The 23,238-nt window shown below is 38.9% G+C and carries 29 protein-coding genes and 1 pseudogene; 18 read left to right on the top strand and 12 right to left on the bottom strand.

Features of this window, described 5'->3' with window-relative positions; translation table 11 throughout:
• The first annotated feature begins 10 nt into the window (after positions 1 to 10).
• The 4 genes from R3D71_11085 to rsmA all read left to right on the top strand — a co-directional run bounded on the left by R3D71_11085 (position 11) and on the right by rsmA (position 4,771).
• The gene (locus tag R3D71_11085) at positions 11 to 1,138 is read left to right on the top strand and encodes a PilT/PilU family type 4a pilus ATPase (GenBank protein ID MEZ5692189.1); all 1,128 of its coding nucleotides are present in this window, start codon (positions 11 to 13) and stop codon (positions 1,136 to 1,138) included.
• Positions 1,139 to 1,246: 108 nt separating this feature from the next.
• The gene (locus R3D71_11080; GenBank protein MEZ5692188.1) at positions 1,247 to 2,638 is read left to right on the top strand and encodes a HAMP domain-containing sensor histidine kinase; all 1,392 of its coding nucleotides are present in this window, start codon (positions 1,247 to 1,249) and stop codon (positions 2,636 to 2,638) included.
• Positions 2,639 to 2,776: 138 nt separating this feature from the next.
• Positions 2,777 to 3,913: a patatin-like phospholipase family protein gene (locus R3D71_11075; GenBank protein ID MEZ5692187.1), complete on the top strand. Its 1,137-nt coding sequence runs from the start codon at positions 2,777 to 2,779 to the stop codon at positions 3,911 to 3,913.
• Complete coding sequence (rsmA, locus tag R3D71_11070) at positions 3,914 to 4,771, top strand: 16S rRNA (adenine(1518)-N(6)/adenine(1519)-N(6))-dimethyltransferase RsmA (protein MEZ5692186.1); 858 nt, start codon at positions 3,914 to 3,916, stop codon at positions 4,769 to 4,771.
• A gap of 29 nt (positions 4,772 to 4,800) precedes the next feature.
• On the opposite strand, the gene R3D71_11065 is transcribed toward rsmA, so the two are convergent.
• From R3D71_11065 to R3D71_11050, 4 genes and pseudogenes are all read right to left on the bottom strand, one after another.
• Complete coding sequence (locus tag R3D71_11065; GenBank protein ID MEZ5692185.1) at positions 4,801 to 5,169, bottom strand: DUF983 domain-containing protein; 369 nt, start codon at positions 5,167 to 5,169, stop codon at positions 4,801 to 4,803.
• Between the two features lie 163 nt (positions 5,170 to 5,332).
• Positions 5,333 to 6,160: pseudogene (locus R3D71_11060) on the bottom strand (cytochrome c oxidase subunit 3).
• A gap of 109 nt (positions 6,161 to 6,269) precedes the next feature.
• Positions 6,270 to 6,791, bottom strand: coding sequence for a cytochrome c oxidase assembly protein (locus R3D71_11055; protein ID MEZ5692184.1), 522 nt, complete (start codon positions 6,789 to 6,791; stop codon positions 6,270 to 6,272).
• Positions 6,788 to 7,000: a hypothetical protein gene (locus R3D71_11050; protein ID MEZ5692183.1), complete on the bottom strand. Its 213-nt coding sequence runs from the start codon at positions 6,998 to 7,000 to the stop codon at positions 6,788 to 6,790. Before R3D71_11050 ends, R3D71_11055 begins: the two co-directional genes overlap by 4 nt.
• Positions 7,001 to 7,019: 19 nt before the next feature.
• Here R3D71_11050 and R3D71_11045 point away from each other — a divergent pair, with 19 nt between their 5' ends.
• The 13 genes from R3D71_11045 to R3D71_10985 all read left to right on the top strand — a co-directional run bounded on the left by R3D71_11045 (position 7,020) and on the right by R3D71_10985 (position 14,505).
• Positions 7,020 to 7,202: a hypothetical protein gene (locus tag R3D71_11045; protein ID MEZ5692182.1), complete on the top strand. Its 183-nt coding sequence runs from the start codon at positions 7,020 to 7,022 to the stop codon at positions 7,200 to 7,202.
• A 6-nt stretch (positions 7,203 to 7,208) separates the two neighbouring features.
• Entirely contained in the window at positions 7,209 to 7,439 is a 231-nt protein-coding gene (locus R3D71_11040; GenBank protein MEZ5692181.1) for a hypothetical protein, read from the top strand.
• Positions 7,440 to 7,833: 394 nt separating this feature from the next.
• Positions 7,834 to 8,433: an imidazoleglycerol-phosphate dehydratase HisB gene (gene hisB / locus R3D71_11035; protein ID MEZ5692180.1), complete on the top strand. Its 600-nt coding sequence runs from the start codon at positions 7,834 to 7,836 to the stop codon at positions 8,431 to 8,433.
• Positions 8,433 to 8,825 carry a DUF2628 domain-containing protein gene (locus R3D71_11030; protein MEZ5692179.1) on the top strand — a complete coding sequence of 131 codons (393 nt, stop codon included), beginning with the start codon at positions 8,433 to 8,435 and terminating at the stop codon, positions 8,823 to 8,825. Before hisB ends, R3D71_11030 begins: the two co-directional genes overlap by 1 nt.
• Before the next feature lie 4 nt (positions 8,826 to 8,829).
• The gene (hisH, locus tag R3D71_11025) at positions 8,830 to 9,462 is read left to right on the top strand and encodes an imidazole glycerol phosphate synthase subunit HisH (GenBank protein MEZ5692178.1); all 633 of its coding nucleotides are present in this window, start codon (positions 8,830 to 8,832) and stop codon (positions 9,460 to 9,462) included.
• On the top strand, positions 9,462 to 10,013 hold the full coding sequence (locus R3D71_11020) for a GNAT family N-acetyltransferase (protein MEZ5692177.1): 552 nt from the start codon (positions 9,462 to 9,464) through the stop codon (positions 10,011 to 10,013). Before hisH ends, R3D71_11020 begins: the two co-directional genes overlap by 1 nt.
• Before the next feature lie 39 nt (positions 10,014 to 10,052).
• Complete coding sequence (locus R3D71_11015; GenBank protein ID MEZ5692176.1) at positions 10,053 to 10,748, top strand: glutathione S-transferase family protein; 696 nt, start codon at positions 10,053 to 10,055, stop codon at positions 10,746 to 10,748.
• Between the two features lie 51 nt (positions 10,749 to 10,799).
• Positions 10,800 to 11,531 (top strand): 1-(5-phosphoribosyl)-5-[(5-phosphoribosylamino)methylideneamino]imidazole-4-carboxamide isomerase, encoded by a 732-nt coding sequence (gene hisA, locus R3D71_11010; protein MEZ5692175.1) that lies wholly within the window; start codon positions 10,800 to 10,802, stop codon positions 11,529 to 11,531.
• Positions 11,532 to 11,535: 4 nt separating this feature from the next.
• Entirely contained in the window at positions 11,536 to 12,441 is a 906-nt protein-coding gene (locus R3D71_11005) for an RDD family protein (protein ID MEZ5692174.1), read from the top strand.
• 16 nt (positions 12,442 to 12,457) lie between these two features.
• Positions 12,458 to 13,291, top strand: a complete 834-nt coding sequence (gene hisF, locus R3D71_11000) for an imidazole glycerol phosphate synthase subunit HisF (GenBank protein ID MEZ5692173.1) — start codon at positions 12,458 to 12,460, stop codon at positions 13,289 to 13,291.
• Positions 13,292 to 13,293: 2 nt separating this feature from the next.
• Complete coding sequence (locus tag R3D71_10995) at positions 13,294 to 13,629, top strand: phosphoribosyl-ATP diphosphatase (GenBank protein MEZ5692172.1); 336 nt, start codon at positions 13,294 to 13,296, stop codon at positions 13,627 to 13,629.
• Between the two features lie 13 nt (positions 13,630 to 13,642).
• A complete protein-coding gene (locus tag R3D71_10990) occupies positions 13,643 to 13,999 on the top strand; it encodes an HIT domain-containing protein (protein ID MEZ5692171.1) in 357 nt (118 codons plus the stop codon).
• Between the two features lie 83 nt (positions 14,000 to 14,082).
• Positions 14,083 to 14,505: a hypothetical protein gene (locus R3D71_10985; protein ID MEZ5692170.1), complete on the top strand. Its 423-nt coding sequence runs from the start codon at positions 14,083 to 14,085 to the stop codon at positions 14,503 to 14,505.
• Between the two features lie 7 nt (positions 14,506 to 14,512).
• On the opposite strand, the gene R3D71_10980 is transcribed toward R3D71_10985, so the two are convergent.
• The 8 genes from R3D71_10980 to rpmH all read right to left on the bottom strand — a co-directional run bounded on the left by R3D71_10980 (position 14,513) and on the right by rpmH (position 21,399).
• Positions 14,513 to 15,274 (bottom strand): ABC transporter ATP-binding protein, encoded by a 762-nt coding sequence (locus R3D71_10980; protein ID MEZ5692169.1) that lies wholly within the window; start codon positions 15,272 to 15,274, stop codon positions 14,513 to 14,515.
• A 6-nt stretch (positions 15,275 to 15,280) separates the two neighbouring features.
• Entirely contained in the window at positions 15,281 to 16,066 is a 786-nt protein-coding gene (locus tag R3D71_10975) for an ABC transporter permease (protein ID MEZ5692168.1), read from the bottom strand.
• A 989-nt stretch (positions 16,067 to 17,055) separates the two neighbouring features.
• Positions 17,056 to 17,979: an acetylglutamate kinase gene (argB, locus tag R3D71_10970; GenBank protein MEZ5692167.1), complete on the bottom strand. Its 924-nt coding sequence runs from the start codon at positions 17,977 to 17,979 to the stop codon at positions 17,056 to 17,058.
• A 144-nt stretch (positions 17,980 to 18,123) separates the two neighbouring features.
• Positions 18,124 to 18,738, bottom strand: a complete 615-nt coding sequence (yihA, locus tag R3D71_10965; GenBank protein ID MEZ5692166.1) for a ribosome biogenesis GTP-binding protein YihA/YsxC — start codon at positions 18,736 to 18,738, stop codon at positions 18,124 to 18,126.
• Between the two features lie 15 nt (positions 18,739 to 18,753).
• Complete coding sequence (gene yidC, locus R3D71_10960; protein MEZ5692165.1) at positions 18,754 to 20,544, bottom strand: membrane protein insertase YidC; 1,791 nt, start codon at positions 20,542 to 20,544, stop codon at positions 18,754 to 18,756.
• Between the two features lie 3 nt (positions 20,545 to 20,547).
• Positions 20,548 to 20,784 (bottom strand): membrane protein insertion efficiency factor YidD, encoded by a 237-nt coding sequence (yidD, locus tag R3D71_10955; GenBank protein ID MEZ5692164.1) that lies wholly within the window; start codon positions 20,782 to 20,784, stop codon positions 20,548 to 20,550.
• A 27-nt stretch (positions 20,785 to 20,811) separates the two neighbouring features.
• Positions 20,812 to 21,204: a ribonuclease P protein component gene (rnpA, locus tag R3D71_10950; protein ID MEZ5692163.1), complete on the bottom strand. Its 393-nt coding sequence runs from the start codon at positions 21,202 to 21,204 to the stop codon at positions 20,812 to 20,814.
• Positions 21,205 to 21,264: 60 nt separating this feature from the next.
• Positions 21,265 to 21,399 (bottom strand): 50S ribosomal protein L34, encoded by a 135-nt coding sequence (rpmH, locus tag R3D71_10945; GenBank protein ID MEZ5692162.1) that lies wholly within the window; start codon positions 21,397 to 21,399, stop codon positions 21,265 to 21,267.
• A gap of 312 nt (positions 21,400 to 21,711) precedes the next feature.
• On the opposite strand from rpmH, the gene R3D71_10940 reads away from it, so the two are divergent.
• Positions 21,712 to 23,199, top strand: coding sequence for a HAMP domain-containing sensor histidine kinase (locus tag R3D71_10940; protein ID MEZ5692161.1), 1,488 nt, complete (start codon positions 21,712 to 21,714; stop codon positions 23,197 to 23,199).
• Positions 23,200 to 23,238 lie beyond the last annotated feature (39 nt).

Raw genomic sequence — 23,238 nt, 5'->3', positions numbered from 1 at the left:
AAAGGTTGATATGGCTTTTAATTTGGATTTAGTTTTAGATAGTTTTATAAAAACAGATGCTTCTGACTGTTATTTTACAGTGGGCAGCCCACCTGTATTTCGTTTTCAGGGCGAAATAAAAATACAAAATGGTGATAATATAATCCAAAAAGATATGGAAAATATATTTGACAGTCTTTTGAATGAGGATGCCAGACTGGAGTTTGAATCAACACTTGAGTATAATACCGCCGTAGTATGGAAAGAGCATAGATTTCGTCTTAATGTTTATCGTCAGCGTAAATTTACAAGTATAGTCTTAAGAAGAATTTGTACACATATACCAACTATTGAGGAGTTAAAGATACCTGCCGCTTATGGTGAGATAGCGCTAGAAAAGCGTGGTTTAGTTTTAATAGTGGGGGCTACGGGCTCTGGTAAATCCACGTCGCTCGCGGCAATGCTTGGGCATAGAAATACTCAAGGCTCAGGTCATGTGATAACCATAGAAGATCCAATAGAGTTTGTTCATGAGCATGGTAAGTGTATTTTTTCACAAAGGGATATAGGTATAGATACTTACTCTTATGGAGTGGCTCTTAAAAATGCTTTGCGGCAGTCTCCTGATGTAATTGTTATTGGCGAGATTCGTGATCGTGAGGCTATGGAGCACGCTATTATGTTCTCTGAAACTGGACATTTATGCGTGGCTACTTTACATGCTAACAACGCTAATCAAGCAATAGAACGGATCATCAATTTTTTTCCTGAGGAAAAACATAAACAGATACTTCTTAATTTGTCTGTTAATATTAAAGCTATTTTTTCTCAGCGCTTGGTCGCGGGAAAGGAAGGTGGTAGGCACGCGGTTTCTGAGATAATGCTAAATGATGGTATCATTCGTGACCTGATAGCAGAAGGTAGGATAAAAGAGATACGCGAGCATATAGAAAGAGGACGTGACGTTGGAATGCAGACATTTGAGCAGGCTTTATTTTCTTTATATACTGGAGGATTAATCACAGAGCAGATAGCTCTTGCTGAAGCTGATAATCCGGCTAATTTACGTCTTGTTATTAAGCAGTATGAGATGGGAGTCGCTATGTCAGCTAAGAAACCACATGATACGTCAATGTTAGGTGATAGAGACCAATTTTAGTTTATTAGGATTGGCATGTATACAGGCAATGGGCTATAGAAAATTAGCTTAAGTCTATAGGTGTTTTAGCGTTGTATAAAAATTGAGTGACTGTGTATAATGGATATCATGAGATTACGTTACTCAAATATCGCTAAAACTTTTACTTTCCGCCTAGCTCTTGTCTATGTGGGGATGTTCAGTCTTTCCATAATAATTCTTTTTGGTTTTATCTATAGCTATGCAATGCGTTATGTGCGAGAGCAGATAAGTGATTCCGTGCGCACGCAGTACACTTATCTTGCCAGAGAATATAGTAAAAGTGGCTCTAAAGGACTTGAGGCAAGGATTAAAGAGTTAGTTGAAGAAGACAATAATGGCAGCGAAATATATATATTGGTTAATAGAGATAATAAAAAGCTTGGTGGTAATCTGGATAGATGGCCGGACGAGGCGATAGTTGAGAAGCCTTTTGATAAAGGTAATTGGGTAAGTTTTTATATTGAAAGCGCTCCATATAAACAAAAGAATATTAAAGTAAAGGCTGTTACCGTTCCACTTTCAAAATGGCGGAAGATATTGGTAGGGAAAACTCTTCAGGATACTGAAAAAATAGAATATATTATAGCGCAGACTTTTTGGGCGAGTTTGCTTGTGACCATGATTATGGCGTTTATTGGTGCTATGGTAATAACCCGTAGTGTAATGCGCAGGATTAACGTAATTAACCGTTCTACCTATACTATAATGCATGGCGCGCTTAGTACTCGGATTCCTTTTACTAAAGGTGGAGATGAGTTTGATGGGTTGTCGTATAATCTTAATAATATGCTTGATAGGATAGAAGGTCTGCTCAAGTCACTTAGTGAATTCGCCAATAACATAGCTCATGATTTGCGTAGTCCTCTTAATCGTATTATCGGTAGGTTAGAAAATGGTTTGCGTAAAATTGATGAGGGTAATCCGGCTCGTGAGTTGTTGGAGAAAAATATCTATGACATACAGGAATTGATAGCTACTTTTAATGCTATACTTAAAATATCAGAATTAGAGGCTAACAGAGAATTTCATGATTTTAAGTCATGTAATTTACAGGTTGTTATTGGCAATATGGTGGAGTTTTACGAGCCTTACGCGCTTGATAAAAACATTGAGATTATTAACAAGATAGATAGTGAAATTATAATAAATGGTGAAAGAAAATTATTAGAGCAAGCCTTCGCTAATCTTATTGATAACGCTATTAAGTTTACACCTGAAGGTGGAATGATAGAAATATATTACGAACGTAAGGATAGTTACGTTGATATAATAATAGCGGATAATGGTATAGGTATTCCAAAAGACAGCAGAGATAAAGTGTTTGAAAAATTTTTCCGTTTAGAACAGAGTAGGAATACTAGGGGGAATGGTTTAGGACTTAGTATGGTCGCGACGGTTGCTAGTATACATAATATAGAAATTATATTCTCGGATAATAATCCCGGACTTAAGGTGTGTATGCGTTTTAATAAAGTATAGTAATTTGATTTTATTTTATACATTGTTAAACTTCGCCTCGTGTGGTTTTCTACAAGTTGGCTAGTTTGCTCAATTGGTTTACTTTGTATAAAAATAAACTAAAAAGACTATATAATGACTTAATGGAAGGAGGAGGCAGTGGTAATAAGTAATGAAAAAAAGAAGATTAACCTAGCTTTACAAGGTGGTGGAGCGCATGGCGCGTATAGCTGGGGAACCTTAGATAGGTTGCTTGAGGAAGATAATTTTATAATAGATGGTGTAAGTGGTACCAGCGCTGGAGCGATGAATGCCGCGATTTTAGTGTCGGGGTATAATAAAGGCAAGAATATCGGAGCCAAAGAAGCACTTGAAAAATTTTGGAAAAAAATTGGTGAGGTGGGTGCTTATAGTCCTTTACATAAGAATCCATTTGATCGGTTTTTAACTGGATGGAATATGGACTTATCGCCCACCTATCATTTTTTTGATTTATTAAGCAGACTATTCTCACCCTATGATCTGAATCCTTTTGATTATAACCCACTTAGAGGGGTGGTTGAGGATATGGTAGATTTTGATTTGGTAACCTCATGTAAGGATATAAAGCTTTATATAGCTACTACACATGTGAAAAGTGGACAGGTTAGGGTGTTTGATAATAAGGAAATTAATATAGATGTTATTATGGCGTCAGCTTGTATCCCTTTCCTTTTTAAGGCCGTAGAAATTGATGGAGAGGAATATTGGGATGGTGGCTATATGGGCAATCCTGTTATATGGCCGCTTATTTATAATACATCTAGTGATGATGTATTATTGGTACAGATAAACCCATTATTTAGGGAAGAAACTCCACGTACTGCTTATGAGATTATAGACAGGGTAAATGAGATTAATTTTAACTCTAGTCTTAGCGCAGAGATGCGTGCTATTGATTTTGTATCACGTCTCATAAGACGTGGAAAATTATCGGCTGATGAGTATAAAGACGTAAGAATGCATGTGATTTTTCCACCAGAAGAAATGAAGAAACTAAACGCTTCTAGCAAAATGAACGCTGATTTGGATTTTTTCCGTTATCTGCATAAGATAGGTTATGACGCTGCTGATGATTGGCTTAGAAAAAACTGGAATGATGTCGGTAAAAAATCTACGCTTAATATTCGTGATACATTTTTATGTGGTTGTACTGGAAATGATAAGGAAAATATTACCGAGAAAGTTCATAAGAAGGTAGATGCCGGTAAGGTCAGTAGTGCTGAGAAGAAGAAAGCCGTAAGAAAAGCTGGTTAAATGGTAAGTGAAAAACTTCCCTCTCTTGAAGAGGTTATTAAAAAACATAGTTTGTTTACCCGTAAGTCGCTTGGACAGCATTTTTTGCTTGATGAGATGATACTTACGAAAGTAGTCGCTAGCGCTGGTAGTCTAAAAGGAATAAACGTAATTGAGATAGGCTCAGGACCGGGAGGGCTTACTAGGCTATTGCTCGCGTCGGAGGCATTAAGTGTTACGGTGGTCGAGAAAGATGAGCGTTGCGTGCGGATAATGGAAGAATTATCCGAGTTTTTTGTTGATGGTAGGCTGCATATCATTTCAGAAGATGCTCTTAAAGTTGATTTGATAGATATTGTGCCAGCGCCACGCAAGATCGTCGCTAATCTTCCTTATAATGTGGCGAGTCAGTTATTAATAAAATGGTTTGATGATATTTATAGAAATGGCAGAGATAATTCATATGAATCGCTTACTTTGATGTTTCAGGATGAGGTGGCTAAAAGGGTGGTCGCTACACCAGATGACAATGAATATGGTAGACTATCTGTGTTAACCTCATTTTTATGTGATAGCTATTATGATTTTCAGCTAAGACCGGAGTTTTTTGTCCCGCCCCCTAAAGTTAATTCCGCTGTCGTAACTATTTTGCCTAAAGAAAAACCAGTTTCTACAGTTACTAAAAACATTCTTGAGAAAATACTTGCGACAGCTTTTGGTAAAAGACGGAAAATGTTACGCTCATCGCTTAAAGATCTAGGGATTAACGCAGCGGCGTTGCTGGAAAATTCAGGAATAGATGGAACGTTAAGAGCGGAAAATTTAACGGTAGAGGAATTTTGTCGTCTGGCGGAAGTTTATGAGTCTATAGTCACTTGAATTTACTTTTCCCCACTCTTTCCTTAGACTCATATAGTTTCTTCTTCTTCCTGTTTGAAATCATAGCGCATAGTTATTATCGCCGCTTTCACTACGCGGATTAGCGCTATGGAATCTATCGTGGAGATTATAAGCCATAATATTATATACATGTATAGCTGGAAGCCAAAAATGAGACCTATGACTACAGTGAACATCATATCCAGTATTAATACTGTTACGATAGTAAAAAATATCGGGTAATCGCCATCGTCATATTCACTTATGTCTAATCCACATACTGGACAGTTTTTACGTATGGAAAATAAACCGTTAAACAAACAAGTCCTATCGCAACGTGGGCAACGAGGTTTGAGTGATACGTAATTAGCTTTTTCGCGTATTTTGTTTTTAGACAAAACAAATATATTAATGATTACGGACTTTTGGTCTAGGAGCAGCTGATTTCTTGCCACATTTAAGTATGCTATAAGCTGTTATAGCGACAGCTATTATTGATACGGCAAGAATTGTCAGTAAACCAGTTACCGAGAATATTGCGGTAAGTAGTGGCATAGCTACATTAGCAAAATCCAGATACACGAATACGAACAGAAATAGCCACACTACGTCAACGAAATGCCAATACCAAGCAGCGAACTCAAACCCTAGATGATGTTCAGCTGAGAATTGTCCTTTATAAGCCCTAACTAAACATACCGCCAAAAATATAGTGCCAATAAGAACATGGAAACCGTGAAAGCCGGTAGCCATATAGAAATTTGAGGCGTAAACACCATCCTTAAATCCGAAAGCGGCATGACTATACTCGTAAGCCTGTAAACAAGTGAAAGCCGCTCCAAGTACCACTGTGTACCATAAGGCAGTTATCGTGGTTTTATTATCACCTTTTAGAACGCCATAATGCGCCCAAGTCACGGTGGTTCCTGAAAGAAGTAAGATCAATGTATTAAGCAGAGGCAAGTGCAAAGGATCAAATTCTTTGATTCCAGCAGGTGGCCATGTTCCAGCCGCTATCGCCCATGTTTCCTCTAGCGGTAATTTGGGTAACGTACTGGCGTTGAAGAACGACCAAAAGAAAGCCGCGAAAAATACTACTTCTGATAGGATAAACAATGCCATGCCATAACGTAGACCTTTCATTACCACGCCAGTGTGAGCCTTGTCGGTGATTCCTTCTTTGATAACATCTCGCCACCAAGCGAAAGCCGTATAAAGAAGGGAGGAAAGACCCACTAGAATTAGTATGTCTCCGCCAGATTTTCCGTGCATATACATAACCCCACCAAACATAACACCTAGCAGTGAGAATGCCGCTATTATCGGCCATGGGCTAGGATTTACTAGATGAAATTGATGACCAGCTTGATGATTATCGGTTTGTGACATATTGAACTCTTTTTTATGTTAACACTGAACAACTTAGCAGATTATTATTCCGTATTATCCGGTTTGTCATGAAAAAAATCATTATTTTAGCAAAAAAATACCACTCTTATCAGTCTTTCGCGGGAAAAAAGCTGTAAGACAGGGTGATTGTATTAACATCGTCCATATCTGGATCGTTAAGTATTTCTGGATCTATGAAGAATGATACTGGCATATTAACTTTTTGGTTAGGCTCTAAGGTTTGCTCGCTAAAACAAAAACATTCTATTTTGTTAAAATAAGAGCCAGCCTTGAATGGAACAACATTATAGATAGCTCTTCCTTTTGAGGAGGTGTTTTCAAGGTTTTGAGCTACAAAGAAAGTAAGGGCTTGTTCGCCGACACGCACGTTGTGGAAGCGCTCACCCGGTTTGAATCGCCAGTTAAGCTTTTGGTCAATATCAGCGTTAAACTCAATTTTTATAACTCTATCATACACTTTATCTGGGAGTTTAGTCGCTTCTTTGGTTGTGCCGCCATAGCCAGTGACACTACAGAAAATCCGGTATAAGGGTACAGCGGCGAATGAGAGCATGGTCATACCAGCTACTAGCATAACAAGGCTTCCGGCTATTTTTGTGTTTTTATTCATGATTCGGCTTTTTTATCAGTTCCGCTGTTCAAAAACCAGCGGAATATTATTGGGAGCGTTGCCCATACCGCCTCACCAATTGCGACGAATAGTATGACATCCTGTGGGAAATGGAGCAGGGCGATGCTGACACCGAGAGCTACGTTGTTAAACATGGAGCAGGTGGTAATGCTTATCCGAGTTTCTCGGTTTTGATTTTTGGTAAACATCCATCCAAATATCAAAAATATGAAGAAACATGAAAAGGTTAAGAGAAGAGGAGTAAGTAAATCCGTAGTGTCGGCAAGTATGAAATCTCGTTGCTTTGAGACAACAAAGGCGATGATAAAAAACACTAAGATAATGGAAATTAGTTTGATGTTATTATATATTGTAACCTCTAACTGCTTGTGTTTTCTAGTAAAAATGTAAATAACAATGGGAATGAAAACGCAGAACGCTAGAGTGCGAAATAATGGTTCTGGCGAAGGGACTACCTTATTACTTAATAGCCATGAACACAGGATGGGAATCAAGAGTGGCGCGAGCAAGGTGCTGATGATGACTATAGCAAAGGATGGGGATACCCTGCCGCCGAACATATGTGAAAATGCGGGGCTGGAGACGGCGGTGGGCAATAAGGCTAGTAAAAAGACCCCTGCGGCATAGCTTGGGAATAAAGAGTTGGTAGTAAAAAATAATATGACGGGAAGAATAACGTAACGGGAGATGTAGAAGGTTATGATGTTTGTCCAGTTTATTTCTCTAAATCCGCCGTCTTTCAGCTTAAAGCAGGATGAATAGGTAAGCAGTGCTAAGGTAATAGAGGCGGAATAGTCGGGAAGGTTGGCTAGTGCTGGGGTCATTAGCCCAACCACGCAGGCAGTCAGCAGCACAAAGCCGAAATGGGTTTCAATAAAATGGCGCATGGGCTGTTGTTAGCATTTAAGTTGTTATTTATCCAGCAAGTTATTCCTTGTAATAGTCGCTAACTTTGTTAAACTTTATGGAATTTAGTAATTAGTTAGAAGTCAATATAGTAAAGAGTAGATAAAGAGATAATATGCGTAAGGCGATTAATGAAAGAAAAACAAAAGAGACTGAAGTGAAAGTTGAACTTAACCTAGATGGTAGCGGGGTTTACGAGGTTTCCACTGGTATTGGTTTTCTTGATCATATGCTTGAACAATTGTCACGTCACAGTCTTATTGACATTAAGCTAGAGGCAAAAGGTGATTTACATATTGACTACCACCATACCACAGAAGATACGGGAATAGCTATAGGTGAGGCTTTCGCTAAAGCTCTTGGTGAGCGTAAAGGCATCGTGCGCTATGGAGCAGCGACTATTCCGATGGATGAGACGCTATCTCATGTGGTGATTGACCTTTCGGGAAGACCGTATTTTGTCTGGAATGTTGATTTTTCTACTCCTAAGCTTGGAGAGATGGATACAGAATTATTTAGAGAATGGTTTCAGGCCTTTGCTTTCGCGGCGGGGGCCACTTTACATGTTAAAAATGAGTATGGTCGGAATAACCATCATATAGTGGAGTCATGCTATAAGGCTTTAGCGAGATCGCTTAGGCAGGCGATAGCGATAGATTCACGTAAAGCTGATGAGATTCCATCTACTAAAGGAACACTGGGAGGAACACTTTAATGTCATTATTCTCAAAAACCAATATTTATACCGTACATATTGATCCGTCACATAATAGGTCGGTTGAAAACGCGGTTTTTATTCGTGAAGGGTTCAATTTTTTGGCGTTTGTTGTCGCGCCAATTTGGGCGTTATATAACCGTATGTGGCTGGAGTTTTTTTTAATAATGGTTTTTACCATTATCCTTACGGTGGTGTCAGAGACTGGCTATATGAATGAGGTAAGCATAGGGTTTATAAATCTTGGGTTTAATTTCGCTATTGGTAGCTGGGCTGGTGATATACAGCGTTATAGGCTTAGTCGCAAAGGGTATATATTGTCCGATGTGGTGGTAAGTAGTGATGAGATTGCCGCTCAGCAACGCTATTTTGAGAATATAACAGTGTCCTGATAATATGCCGTCTGTTGTTATCATTGATTATGGTTCAGGAAATATACGGTCGGTGGCGAAAGCTTTTGAGCATGTGGGGGCTGGTGTCACAATAAGTTCTGATGTTTCATCTCTTAAAGGAGCAAGCCATATAATTTTACCGGGTGTTGGCGCTTTCGCTGACTGTATGGGTGGGCTTTCTAGGATTCCCGGTATGTTAGACGTTTTACGTGAGCAGGTTGTCGTAAGGAAAAAAATGTTTCTTGGTGTGTGTGTCGGTATGCAGCTATTGTTTGAGCGAGGGTATGAGCATGGTGAGTGCGAAGGACTTGGTTGGATTAAGGGTGAGGTAGTGCCGATCGCCGATAGCGCGCGTGGTGAGTTATCAAATATAAAAATACCACATATGGGGTGGAATGAGCTTAGGATAGAGGGTGACTCACCTATTTTATCAGGCGTTGATGAAGGGAGTCATGTCTATTTCACCCATAGCTATCATGCGTTAGTAAAGGATAGGAGCAAATTGCTCGCTGTAAGCAGACATGGTATAGATATAGCCGGTGTTGTTGGAAGTGATAATATATTTGGAGTACAGTTCCATCCTGAGAAAAGTCAGAGGGTGGGGCTTAGTATTTTAGAAAATTTTATGAGGTTATAATGCTTGCTGCTAGTACCGCGACTGTTCGTGTTGAAAAAATTAATGAATTTCGTCATGCGGATTTAGATGAGTTATGCTCGGCTACGGAAGATGCTATACGTGATGGTATTGGGTTTAACTGGGTTATTCCACCGGGAAAAGATGTGTTGGAATCTTATTGGCGTGGCGTTCTTATAGTGCCTGATAGGGTTTTGTTTGTAGCAAGGTTGGATGGGACGCTCGCTGGTAGTGTGCAGATATTAAAACCGGGTATTAGCAAGGAAACTTCTTCCTTTTGCGCTACTATAGAAGCGCATTTTGTCGCTACATGGGCAAGGGGGCATGGGTTGGCTAAAATGCTGCTTGAGGCAGCGGAAAAAGAAGCGAGAATACAGGGGTTTTCTGTGATTAAGCTTAGTGTGCGTGATACTCAGGAAAGGGCGATAAAGCTATATGAAGAACATGGATATATATATTGGGGAACTCTGCCTTATTATGAATTCGTGAACGCTAGAATGATCTCTGGGCGTTTTTATTATAAAAATGTAGATCCTCTTACCTCGCTTATTTAAGCGTAATCTATAGTATAATTTATATAATTAGGAGCAGTTATGATAAAATTATATGGGTTTGGAGAAGCTTTTGGATTGCCTGACGCTAGTCCTTTTGTAACCAAGGTGGAATTGCTCTTAAAAATAGCGAATATTGATTATGAAATTGACGTTAGTGGATTCTCTAAGGCTCCAAAAGGTAAGTTGCCTTATATAGATGATGGTGGGGTTATAATATCCGACTCAACATTTATAAGATTTTATTTAGAGGAAAAATATTCGGTTAATTTTGGTGATGGGCTGTCGGATAAACAAAAATCTGTGGCTTGGGCAGTAGAAAAAATGCTGGAGGATAATTTATATTTTACGGTTCTTGACGCCAGATGGGGTAGAGCAGAAAATTTCGAAAAGATAGCAAAGCGTTTTTTCGGAGGAGTTCCAGCGTTAGTTCGTCCTTTCATTAAAAACATGGTTAGAAAAAAAGTTATGAAGACCCTTAACGCTCAAGGGATGGGACGGCATTCGTTAGCTGAAAGAGAAAAATTAGCCCAGCGTGATTTGCAGGCTTTGTCTGATATTATCGGTGACAATAAATATTTGATGGGAGATTCGGTTTGTGCCGCTGACGCTACGGTGTTTGCTTTTGTAAGTGGTGTGTTATGCAAGGAATTTATAACTGAGATTAGGGATTTCGCTGAGAAATTACCTAATCTTATCGCTTATAATGATAGAATGATTAAAGAATATTATACGTAATATTTTTATTCAGATTGAGTATAAATATATAATAAGAAGGCTAGATTTAGTATGATTTTATATCCGGCGATTGATTTGAAAGATGGCAAATGTGTTCGTTTGCTGCGTGGTGATATGGAAAAAGCGACCGTATTTTCGGACTCGCCGGCGGATCAGGCGGCGGCTTTTGAAAATGATGGATTCTCATGGCTGCACATTGTTGACTTAAATGGAGCGTTCGCGGGAAAGCCGGTAAATGAGTCGGCTGTTAAGGAAATTCTGGGACGGGTAAAAATGCAGGTGCAGCTTGGCGGCGGTATACGTAGTCTTGAGATGATAGATACTTGGCTTAATTGCGGAGTATCCAGAGTAATACTTGGCACTGCCGCTCTTAAAAATCCGGTTTTGGTTAAGGAGGCTTGTCGTTTGTTTCCAGCGCAGGTCGCTGTTGGTATTGACGCGGTGGATGGAAAAGTCGCGGTTTCTGGTTGGGCGAATGTTTCTGATATGCAGGCGGTTGAGCTTGCTAGGCGCTTTGAGGATGCGGGGGTTGCCGCCATTATTTATACGGACATTAATCGTGATGGGGCGATGCAGGGGGCTAATATCTCAGAGACGGTGGAGTTCGCGGAATCAATAACCAGTCCAGTGATAGCGTCCGGTGGGGTGAGTGGTTTGGAAGATATAAAGGCTTATAAGGAGTCTGAAAATTCAGGTGTGGAGGGTGTGATTATTGGTCGTGCTTTATATGATGGTGCGATAAAAGCGAAAGAAGCTTTGGAACTAATAGTAGAAAGGAAATAGGATTATGAATTATGCGGCACAGGGAAATCCAGCTCTTTTTTGGAGAAGGTTTGTAGCTGTTATTGTAGACATGATTATTATTCATGTAGCTTTTGTGATTTTAGCAGTCGTTGTAGGTCTTGCCGCACTCATTCTTGGATTTACCGATACGGGTAGTCTTTCTTCCTTTAATGATGAACATGAAAATGCAGTAGCGTTTGTTATGATTTTTATTGATATATTATATTATGTTGTTTTTCTTTCCTCATCAAAACAGGCTACTTTGGGTAAGCAGTTATTGGGTGTATATGTGGTGTGTGCAAGTGATGGAGGTCGGATTGGTTGGTTGCGAGCTATTGCTCGCTACGTAATTTGTTATCCGCTTATTCTAGTTATTATTCCGGCTGCGATGTTTGTTCAATTGCATGAATTATCTCCGGAGCAAAAAGTGTTTGCTGATGAGATAAGAGGAAAATTGGATAAAAATGTGCTTTTAAGTGACGAAGAGCGGAAATTTGCTGATTCATATATGTTAACCTATGAGATTAAGTTTAGTTATGAGGAAGAAGAGAGTCTTTCAGCGATAAAGTTGAAGAGGGAATCTGATATAGGTTTAACAAAGGAGGAGAAAGAGTTTCTTGAGTGGACAGAAACTAGGTCTGATTACCCGAATTTGTCACTTGATGATCAAGGTAGGTTGTTTCAGATTAAAATGAAGGAAAAAAATAAACAGCCATTAACCGCTGAAGAGAAGGATTTTAAGAAAAATAATATTAGCCTTAGAAAAAGTATGGCAACAAAGGTAGCTGGTGTAATTATTATAGTGATAGTATATACTTTTATTTCTATATTGATATTGGCTTTTACTAAGGAAAAAACAGCAATTCATGACCTAGTTTGTAAAACTAGGGTTGTTCGTGGGAAGCCTTGATGTTTAGAGTTAAGTCATGCTAAAAACTCGTATTATACCCTGTCTTGACGTAAAAGATGGTCGTGTGGTCAAGGGCGTTAATTTTGTTGATCTTATTGACGCTGGCGATCCGGTTGAGCAAGCGAAATTTTATGATGCGCAAGGGGCTGATGAGCTATGTTTTTTAGATATTACGGCGACCAGTGATAATAGAGGTATTCTTTACGACATAGTATCACAGGTCGCTGAGCAGTGTTTTATTCCGCTTACTGTTGGTGGTGGTGTGCGTACTATTGATGATATAAGGCAGTTATTGCTTGCGGGAGCTGATAAGGTTTCCATAAATAGTGAAGCGGTAAGGCGACCAGAATTTGTGAGGGAAGCGGCGGATAAATTTGGCTCGCAGTGTATTGTGGTCGCTATTGACGCTAAGCGAACTAAAAATGAAAATAGTGGTAGTGGTCAGCAGACCGCTGAGCCTTCAGCTGTTCCCCATGCGAGAGCCAGCAGGCTCGCAGCGGGGGAATTTAAAATTTTCACTCATGGTGGGCGTAAGGGGACTGGTATTAACGCGGTAGTTTGGGCTAAGAAAATGGCAGAGCTGGGAGCGGGGGAGATTTTACTTACCTCTATGGACAGAGATGGCACAAAACAGGGTGTTGATTTGGAGCTTACCAAAATAATTTCGGAGTCGGTACGAATTCCGGTGATAGCTTCTGGTGGAATAGGTAGTCTTGAGCATTTTTCGCAAGCGGTAAAGGATGGAATGGCGGACGCGGTACTTGCCGCTTCGGTTTTTCATTTTGGAACTTTTACCATTGAGCAAGTAAAAAAATCTATGCAAGCAAATGGAATTGCGGTAAGAATCTGACTATGAGCAATGTAGATATTCTTGAAAGACTTTATAGGACAGTATGGGAGCGGCGTAAGGCGGATCCTGATGTTTCGTATATAGCTAAAAGATTTAAGCAGGGCACTGCCAAAATAGCCCAAAAATTTGGTGAGGAATCAGTTGAGACCGTAATAGCGGCGGTAGCTGGCAATAGAGAGGAATTGATTGACGAAAGCGCGGATATGCTTTTCCACTGGTTGTTACTAATCGCTGATGGTGGCATTGAGGTTGCTGATGTTATGAAGGAATTGGAGCGTAGGGAAGGTATTTCTGGCTTGGATGAGAAGGCATCTCGTAAGTTAAAAAGTAAATCTTAAAAAGAGTGTTGTTATGGCTTATGATAGTGATAATGTTTTCGCTAAAATTTTGCGTGGTGAGTTACCATGTAATAAGGTTTATGAGGATGATTACGCCCTTGCTTTTCATGATATAGCGCCGGAAGCCCCAATTCATGTGTTAGTTGTGCCTAAAGGTAAATATTTGTCATTTGATGATTTTGTAAAGAACGCCGATAGTGGATTTGTACGCGATTTTTTCCAGTCGGTACAAAAGGTTGCTGAATATCTAAAATTGCCAGAAGAAGGCTATCGTATCATAAGTAACCATGGAGAGGCAGCGGCGCAAAGTGTTAGTCACTTTCATGTACATATAATAGGCGGCAAAAAACTTGGTAGATTATTGCCTTAAAATATGTTAATATGAGCTGGTATAAAGCATTTTATACGTATTTTATATATAATAAATAATATAATTCAGGGAGTTGGCAGGTTATGAATATTATAAAATATGGATTTTGCACAGTTTTTGCGAGCTCTGTCCTTATTTCCGGTGTCGCGATAGCGGAGGAAGCAAAGTCATCAACGGCTGATATTTACAAAAATGTATCAAAAATGAAGTTTGATAAGAAGGCTTATGTTGAACATATGGTGAAAGCCTTTGAGCAAATGGACGCTAATGGTGATGGTGAGCTTGATTTTAGTGAAATGGTTAAAGGGCAACAATTGCAAGATCAGAAAGCATCTTCAATGAGCTATAAAGACGCGTTTTTTAGTGGCGAGGAAATAGCCGATGATGAAGAACCTGGTGATTTCGGTCACGATGATATTGTAAGCAAAAATTCTGTTGTCACTAGTAGAGGTGAGGGTACTTTGAGATCTGTAGCGCCGATTAACTCAGATCAGATTGGTAACTGAGTTAAAGTTAATTATTTGCTGTGATTGGACCTTCGGCGTGACCATGTATAAACTGGTCAACATGCTCGCTTTTGCTGTTTTCTATGTCTTTAATATCTCCCTGCCATATTAATTTGCCATTATAAAGCATGGCGACACGGCTTGCTATTCTCCTAACGCTTGCCATATCGTGAGTTATGGTGAGGGTAGTAGCGCCCAGCTCTTTAGAGCATTTTACTATGAGCCGGTTTATTACATCCGCCATTATTGGGTCAAGACCAGTAGTTGGCTCATCAAAAAATATTATTTCAGGATTAGCAGCGATCGCTCTGGCAAGGGCGACTCTTTTTTGCATTCCTCCTGATAGTTCTGATGGAGAGAGATCGGCGACATCTTGTTTAAGACCGACCGATTTAAGTTTTTCTATAGCTAGTTTCTTAGCATCTTTTTTGCTAATGCTCTTATTCTGAAGTAGAGAAAAAGTTATATTTTCCCAAACTGGAAGACTGTCAAATAATGCTCCACCTTGAAACAGCATGCCGAATTTTTTCATCATTTCCTGACGTTCTTTGCGTGATAACTTACAAGTATCAACACCATCAATTTTTATACTACCTTTGTCGGGTGTGAGTATTCCAAGAATACATTTTATGAGTACGGATTTTCCTGTTCCAGAACCACCTATAACTACCAGTGATTCACCTTTTTCTATGGTGAGGTCTATGCCGTCGAGAACTTTTTTGCTGCCGAATGATTTATATACGCCGGATAGTTCAATTTTCGCTGTCATGACTTTTTATTTCGCAAACAGTAAGGCGGTTAATACATAATTTGATAATAATATCAAGATAGAGGCGGAAACTACGGCATGAGTAGTAGCGGCTCCTACTCCTTGCGCTCCACCTTTAGAGTGAAAGCCATGATAGCAACCCATCAGGGTTATAATAAATCCAAACACTGAGGCTTTTATAAGCCCTGATATAACGTCTTTGCTTTCTAAATACTCAAAAGTGCTTTTTAGGTAGGGACCTGGTGAGAATCCTAGATTATGTATGGATACCAGATAGCCACCAAGAACACCAATTATATCGCCAATCGCGACCAATAGTGGTAGCATAGTAACACCAGCGATTAGGCGTGGAAGAACAAGATACTTATGTGGATCGGTAGAAAGTGTGGAAAGAGCGTCAATCTGTTCAGTTACCCGCATTGTGCCAATCTCAGCAGCGTATGCCGCGCCGATTCTTCCAGCGACCATGAGCCCAGCCATAACAGGACCAAGCTCTCTGGTAATAGCGAGAACTACCACTATAGCCACTGAGCTTTCAGCGTTGAAACGAGAAAAACCTGAATATGTTTGTAAGGCAAGGGCGGCACCGGTGAACATAGCGGTCATGCCAACTACGGGAAGTGAGTAATAGCCAATCTCAATTAGCTGTTTTATAAGCATTTTTCCATAGAATGGTGGGCGGAATATACCGCTTATGCTATTATAGACAAATATGCCGAGACGGCCTACCGCTTCAAGGAAAGCGTAAAATACTCGTCCGATAGAGGCAAGAAATGTAAAAGGAATATTCATGCGATGTTTTTACGTTAAGTTTATGGTATATGCAACTTTTTTGTAATTTGATTCTGTTATGCACGTTACACTAGGGTGTTTTCGTGTTTAATTAAGTATAAGAACGCTATAATGTTACTGTTGATTGTTGCCGTCATTAATACCAATGGTTTTGAAGATTGCAGAATAGAATATTGCAGATGCGATTAATGTTATGAAGAGAACTAAAGCACGTAAAAAGCCATTGACATAGTATATAGTTGAATACGTTTCGTAACTAAATAGTAAATTTATTAACGTATTTGCTATTATAGAACATACAATAATAATTGTCTGTATTATCCACACATTTATTCTGTTTTTGTTGAGAGCTATCGTAGCATTGTCATAAATTTTTGATAATCTTATACTGTGCGATGTAGATATATACGGGTATATCAGGCATAGCTGCGTTCCTATGGAAAAATAAATAAATTTCCATAGATATACAGGAAGCATATCGTATAGCGATAGGGTGATATTAAATAATGGTGTGTTCCAATGAGGAAGGCTATCGTTAAGAATATAGTGTATAATTGTACTGCTTATATGGGTTCTGATCGTTTCCCAGATCATCAAAAATATTGCTAATATTATAGCCGGCTTATCAATATAAAAATATAATTTTACTGTTATGAAAGGTTTTTTCGTATATGGATTACGTTTAAGTGGAGTGCTATGCATACGAAAACGTGAGTCAAAAAGTAGGTATCTATAGATACCAACAATAGTTATTGCACTCATAAGAGCCTTTATGCTCGTTAGTGCTAAGTCTATATATTGGTGGGTTTCTATATTGAATGGTATATGTATTACAAGATTTAATAACAGGAAAAGAAGCAAAAACGGAAACCAAGTAATTGTTACTAATGTTCTGCACTCTGATTTTAAAGTTAAGAGGATATGCTTTATTGAGTTTTTTACTCTTAGGATATGCACTACGTTTGGCAATAGATTACCCCCTATGTATTTTATCTGTAGGCATCGTAGTCGGGTTTTATCATGGTTCCGGCTCCGTATTTGGTGAAAGTTTCCAGCAGCAACACATGTGGCAGTCTACCATCAAGTATATGGGCGGCTCCGCAGTCATTTTCTAGTGCGTGCAGACAGGTCTCTACCTTCGGTATCATGCCGCTGGTTATAGTTTTATCCCTGATAAGTTCCCTTACTTCCTTAAATGATAGTTCACTTATCAGTTCTTTTTTTTTATTAAGAACACCTGGTACATCAGTAAGTATTATAAGTTTAGTAGCTCCGATAGCGGAGGCGATAGCGCCAGCGGCGGTATCAGCGTTTATGTTGTAGGTCTCACCATTTTCTCCTATTCCGATAGGAGCGATAACTGGTATTATATGAGATTGGCTGAATTCCTCAAGTAGGATAGGGTTTATAGAGGTAGGTTCGCCAACGAATCCGAGATCCAATATTTTCTCAATATTTGAATCAGGATCTGGGATGCTGCGTCGTAATTTTCTTGCTTTAATAAGACCACCATCTTTTCCAGATATGCCGATCGCCATACCGCCAGCGTTGTTTATTTCCGCTACTATTTGTTTGTTAATAGAACCGGAAAGTACCATTTCCACTATCTCAACAGTTTCAGCGTCGGTAACCCTAAGTCCATCAATGAATGAGCTTTTTATTTTTAGTCGCTCTAGCATATTGCCTATTTGTGGACCGCCGCCATGTACGACTATAGGGTTTATTCCAACTTGTTTGAGAAGAACTATATCTTTGGCGAATTGCTTGGACAGTTCTGGATCACCCATGACATGTCCGCCATATTTGATGACAAATGTCTCATCGGTAAATTCCCGCATATAAGGCAGGGCCTCTGATAGGGTTTTTACGGTTTTTACCCATTCATCAGCATCTTGAATTACCCGTGTTTTCATATTATCCATCCCATGCCGGATTTTATTTATTGTATTTATACTTGTTTTGTATAAAAATTGTCCAAAACAAGTATAATTAACAAGTTATTAGCAGGATAAGAATAGTTGTCAATTTACAAAGTGAGAGAAATATTGATTTTTTGTTTATAAAATGCCGACTAACTCACCACGTAATTCATCTATACCATAACCAGTTTTAGAGCTAGTAGCGATTATTGAGGGATGGGCGGCTGAGTGTGTGGAAATGGAATTAGTTGTTTTTTCTATTACATCATCCATATCTTTTTTAGGTAGGCTGTCGGTTTTGGTAAGTATTATTTGGTAATTTACGGCTGATTCATCAAGAACGGACATGAATTCATCGTCACTTTTCATAATTCCTCGTCTGCTATCTATTAGTAGGCAGGCTCTTTTTAGGGTTGGTCTTCCGCATAAATATCCGATAATCAGCCTATTCCACTCACTTTTTTGTCCTTTAGAGACTCTAGCGTAACCATATCCGGGCATGTCAACCAACATTAGTTTTTCTGCTAACAAGAAGAAATTTAACTGCTTGGTATGACCTGGATTCTGTGATGTCCTAGCTAGTTTTTTTTGTCCAACTAAAGCATTTATCAAGCTTGATTTTCCGACATTGGAGCGACCAATAAAAGCTACTTCCGGTTTATCAAACTCTGGTAAAGAGGAGATTGAGGAAGCGCCGGCTACAAACACACAAGAGCAACGAAAAAATTTTGTATTTTGTTCACCACTTTCCATTTTTATATTATTTTCTTAGGAGCTAGTAGTTGATTTGTTTTTTTGTGATCTATGAGTGCCGTGACGCAGAGTTATCACTTCTTGTTGGATTATTGAGAATATGTTACTCGCTACCCAGTATAGAACCAAACCAGCAGGAAAGGTGGCAAAAACAAATAATAGGAAAAAAGGTAACATTTTCATGATTTTTTCCTGAGTGGGATCGGTTGGCGCTGGTTGTTGCTTTTGTTGTATTATCATGCTTATGCAGTATAATATCGGAAGTATACCAAGATGCATAAAAGCTGGTGGATCCCAGTTTATCATACCAAAGAGGGTGAATATATTGGATGGATCAGGAGCTGATAGATCCTTAAGCCAGCCAAAGAAAGGAGCGTGGCGCATTTCTATGGTCACATAAAGAACTTTATACAAGGCAATGAACACAGGAAGTTGAATTAATATCGGTAGGCAACCGGAAGCGGGATTTACTTTGTGTCTTTTATATAATTCCATCATGGCTTTGTTCATCGCCTGTGGGTCTTTTTTGTGACGATTTTTAAGTTCAGTAATCTCTGGTTGTAGGGCTTTTATTTTACTCATCGCCGCGTATGATTTATTGGCAAGTGGAAACATACAGATTTTTATTACTATAGTTACCATTATTATCGCTAGACCAAAATTACCGATAAATGAGTAGAATATATTAAGCATTAGGAATAACGGCTTGGTGAGGAAATATAATCTGCCAAAATCCACTGCCCTGTCAAATAGTGGTATTGGTTTATTGTTAAGGTCTCCTTCTATTCCGTTAGTGTAACGATCAAGTATATCTATTTCTTTCGCTCCGGCGAATAGGCGGAGTTGTGTCATTTGCGCTTCCGATTGTGGGGGGATGGTAAGCGGTGTTCCCATATAGTCAGTTTGGAAACGATCTTGGTTGTTTTGGCTATAATAACTGAATGACATATTGAATTTGTCATCATTCGGTATTAGGGCGGTAAGCCAATATTTATCGGTAATTCCCAGCCAACCATTTGTGTTTTTGTAATCTTTGCGATTTTCTTCTTTTAGGTCTTTATAAGGAAATTCAGTCACTAAGCTGTCTATAACTCCCATGGGTCCAGTATGCATTATCATACCATGATTATCTTCTAGCATATAAGTTCGGTTTATATAGCCATAAGGGGAGACTGATATTACATTTTCAGAATTATTTTCTACACTTTGTTTAATGGTAAACATATAATCGGAGTTTAATGATATATCCATTATGAACGTTACGTCTTCGCCATTATTCCAAGTAAGAGTGATTCTATCATTGGCATTTAGGGTATCTTTGTTCGCTGTCCATATTGACTGGTTATCGGGAACTTTAGTTTTGCCATCTGTTGCCACCCAACCAGTTTGAGCAAAGTAAGAATCTTTGTCACCATTTGGGCTTAGCAATATTACTTCTGGACTCTCTTTATCAAGACTTACTTTGTATTTTGCCAGTGTTAAATCATCAAAACGAGCGGCCTTTAGTGATATAGAGCCGTGCAGACGATCCGATTTAATAAGTACACGATTGTTTTGCGCGAGCAGTTCCGCTCGGCTTAGGTTTGGAATATGCTCAGAATCAGTCGATTTACTGATAGTGTCTTTTAGATTGGCGTTGTTTGTTTTCTGTTGGTGAGCGGCGTTTTTAGCCATGACTTCGGCAAGCTGTTGGCGGCGTGGTAATTCAACAAATAGTTGCCAGCATATCAATATTACTGCTACCATGAAGATGGCAAGAGTTATACGTTGATAATCGGGATCATTATTGTTTAGATAGTTTGACATAGATTAAGTCTTTATTTTTGTATTTGATGGAGGAACCGGATCATAGCCGGACTTATTAGCAAATGGATGACAACGCAGCAAGCGTTTACATGAGAGATAAACGCCTTTGATAACGCCATGTCTCTCAATCGCCTCTTTTGAATAGCATGAACAAGTTGGGATATAACGACAATTAGCGCCGATTAATGGTGAAATGATAAATTTGTATATATTTATTATTCCGATTACGAATTTTGACAGGATATTCATTTGTACTAAGCTGCTGGTCTAGTTCTGATTGTTTTTGTGAGTATTTTTATGATGGATAATTTTCTTAAAAGCAAACTCCATGCTGTCTGTTAGGTCAGAAAAATCAGTGTTAAATGCTTTGTGACGTGAAATGATAACATAATCATGCCCTTTAAGGGCGTATTTCTCTATTGCTGGCTTTACCGCCGTGCGCAACCGTCTTTTTATTCGGTTTCTTTTAACGGCTCTTCCCATTTTCTTAGTAACAGTAAAGCCTATTCTGACATCATCAGCAGGGGCTTTATGCTCTGGCTCTCTTTTTACCATTTGTAATATAAAATTAGGAGTTATAAATTTTTTGCCCTTATTAAAAGCGTTAAGAAAGTCGCTACGTTTTTCTATAACAGAATAGGTCACTTTATGTAAATTCATCCATGCTCATACAGCCAAGTCTGTCCGGCTATTATGATGATTTAGTATATATTATTTATCTTAAGCGGATAAGCGCTTACGACCTTTAGCACGGCGAGCGTTTATTATGCGGCGACCACCTACGGTTGCCATGCGGGCACGAAAACCATGACGGCGTTTTCTTACTATGTTGCTAGGTTGGAATGTTCTTTTCATAAAAACCTCAAATATCAGTATGTTGATAGGGTGTACTTGGATAAAAACTAAGCGGTAAAGCCAGAAAAACCCTAGCTATACTTTACACCATACTTAACTGTTCCTTAATATATTCCTCAAGTGGAGCATGCTTATATTAACTAAACTTCCATATGTCAAGGATTTATAATCTATTAATTGGCTAATAACTATAGTTGACTAAATAACCGGCTAATTAGCGATGTAAACCATATTTTGATAAATATTAAATGCTTTGTTAACCTGCTGATATTATATTATTATTAGCTTTCAACAGGTTGAAATTGAAAAAATATGTTTCGTTACTTTAGGTTGTTTTCCATAGTTGTTTTCTTGGCGGTAGTCGCTTTCGCGATTATTTCTAGTCTGGTTTTTCGTAATAACGTAACCGAGAATATCAAATTTATCGCCAGTAATAATAACACATCTATCGCTAAAGCCTATATAAATTCCATATGGAAGAGGCATGATAAAGCCGTAAAAGCCTTTAGGAATAATCTATCGGAAGCTGATAAAAAAGATCCTGAAGTTTCGCGTTTGATGAAAACTTTTGGCAGAGATAGCGTAAGGTTTTTTAAAGACACCTCCATTGTAAGAGCTAATATATATAATTCTTTGGGGAATCTGGTTTTAACCAGTGATGTCTCATCGGTTACTATTAATTCCGAACAAAAATCACCGGATCCTAATTTTATAGCTAATAGGTTTAATAGTGGTGATGTCGCTAGCCAGATAGTAGAGAGCGCTAAATTTAGTGACGGTACGGAGGGAACTATAATACAGACTATGGTTCCTGTTACCTTTATAAGTGATGATGGAAAAGATGTTTTTCTGGAGGGAGTTATTGAGATTATAAGTGATATAACAGATCCATTTGAGAGTCTTTTAGAAGCGCAGATAAATGAAGATATTTATCTGGTATGTTTTTTCGCTCTATATCTTATTTTGTTGTTTTTCATGGTACAAAGAGCGGAGGCTATTACCGCTAGGCAGCATGAGGTAAATATTGAGCTGACAGCGGCGGCGACCGCGGCGCAGGCGGAGAATCGTGATAAATCACAATTTCTCGCTAATATAAGCCATGAGCTGCGTACACCTTTGAACTCCATAATTGGTTTTTCAGAGATTATAAAAAATAGTATTGATAAAGGTATGGAAAAGGAAAGATTTGAAGGTTATATTCATGATATTTACTCTTCCGGTGTTCATTTGCTTAGTTTGATAAATGATATACTTGATTACTCTAAAGCGGAAGCTGGGAAATTAGAGATGGAAGTGGCTGAGGTAAATCTTAATAAGCTGGTACATAATTGTGTGAGACTTGTTACACCAAGAGCGGAGAAAGCACAGGTCTTGCTCACAGAGGAATTACCGAAAGAGATATTGAATATCGCGACCGATGGTAAAAAGTTAAAACAAATTCTACTGAATTTACTTTCTAACGCGATTAAATTTACAGAGCCTGGTGGAGAGGTGAAAATTATCTCATGGGTTAACGTTAATGATGACTCGTATATGTTTGAGGTGCGTGATAGCGGCATTGGTATCGCTCCTAAGGATATATCTAAAGCTATGTCACCTTTTGGTCAGGTGGATGGTGAGCTTAGTCGTAAATATGAGGGAACAGGGCTTGGGTTGCCGCTTACTAAGAAGTTTGTTGAGCTAATGGGCGGTAAATTTGAGATTGAAAGTCAGGTTGGAGTAGGGACTACTATATATTTTTCAATTCCCCGTAATGGAAAGCGGGAAAAAGAGGTAGATTCGGTAGAAAATGTTGCCTAAGGACGCGGTGGTTTTGCTTGTTTTTAGTCTGTTAAGTCT

The organism is Rickettsiales bacterium, assembly GCA_041396965.1.
In the GTDB taxonomy this organism is placed as follows: Bacteria; Pseudomonadota; Alphaproteobacteria; order Rickettsiales; family SXRF01; genus SXRF01.
The sequence above is the reverse complement of the archived record's forward strand: the minus strand, read 5'-3'. Positions and strand labels throughout refer to the sequence as shown.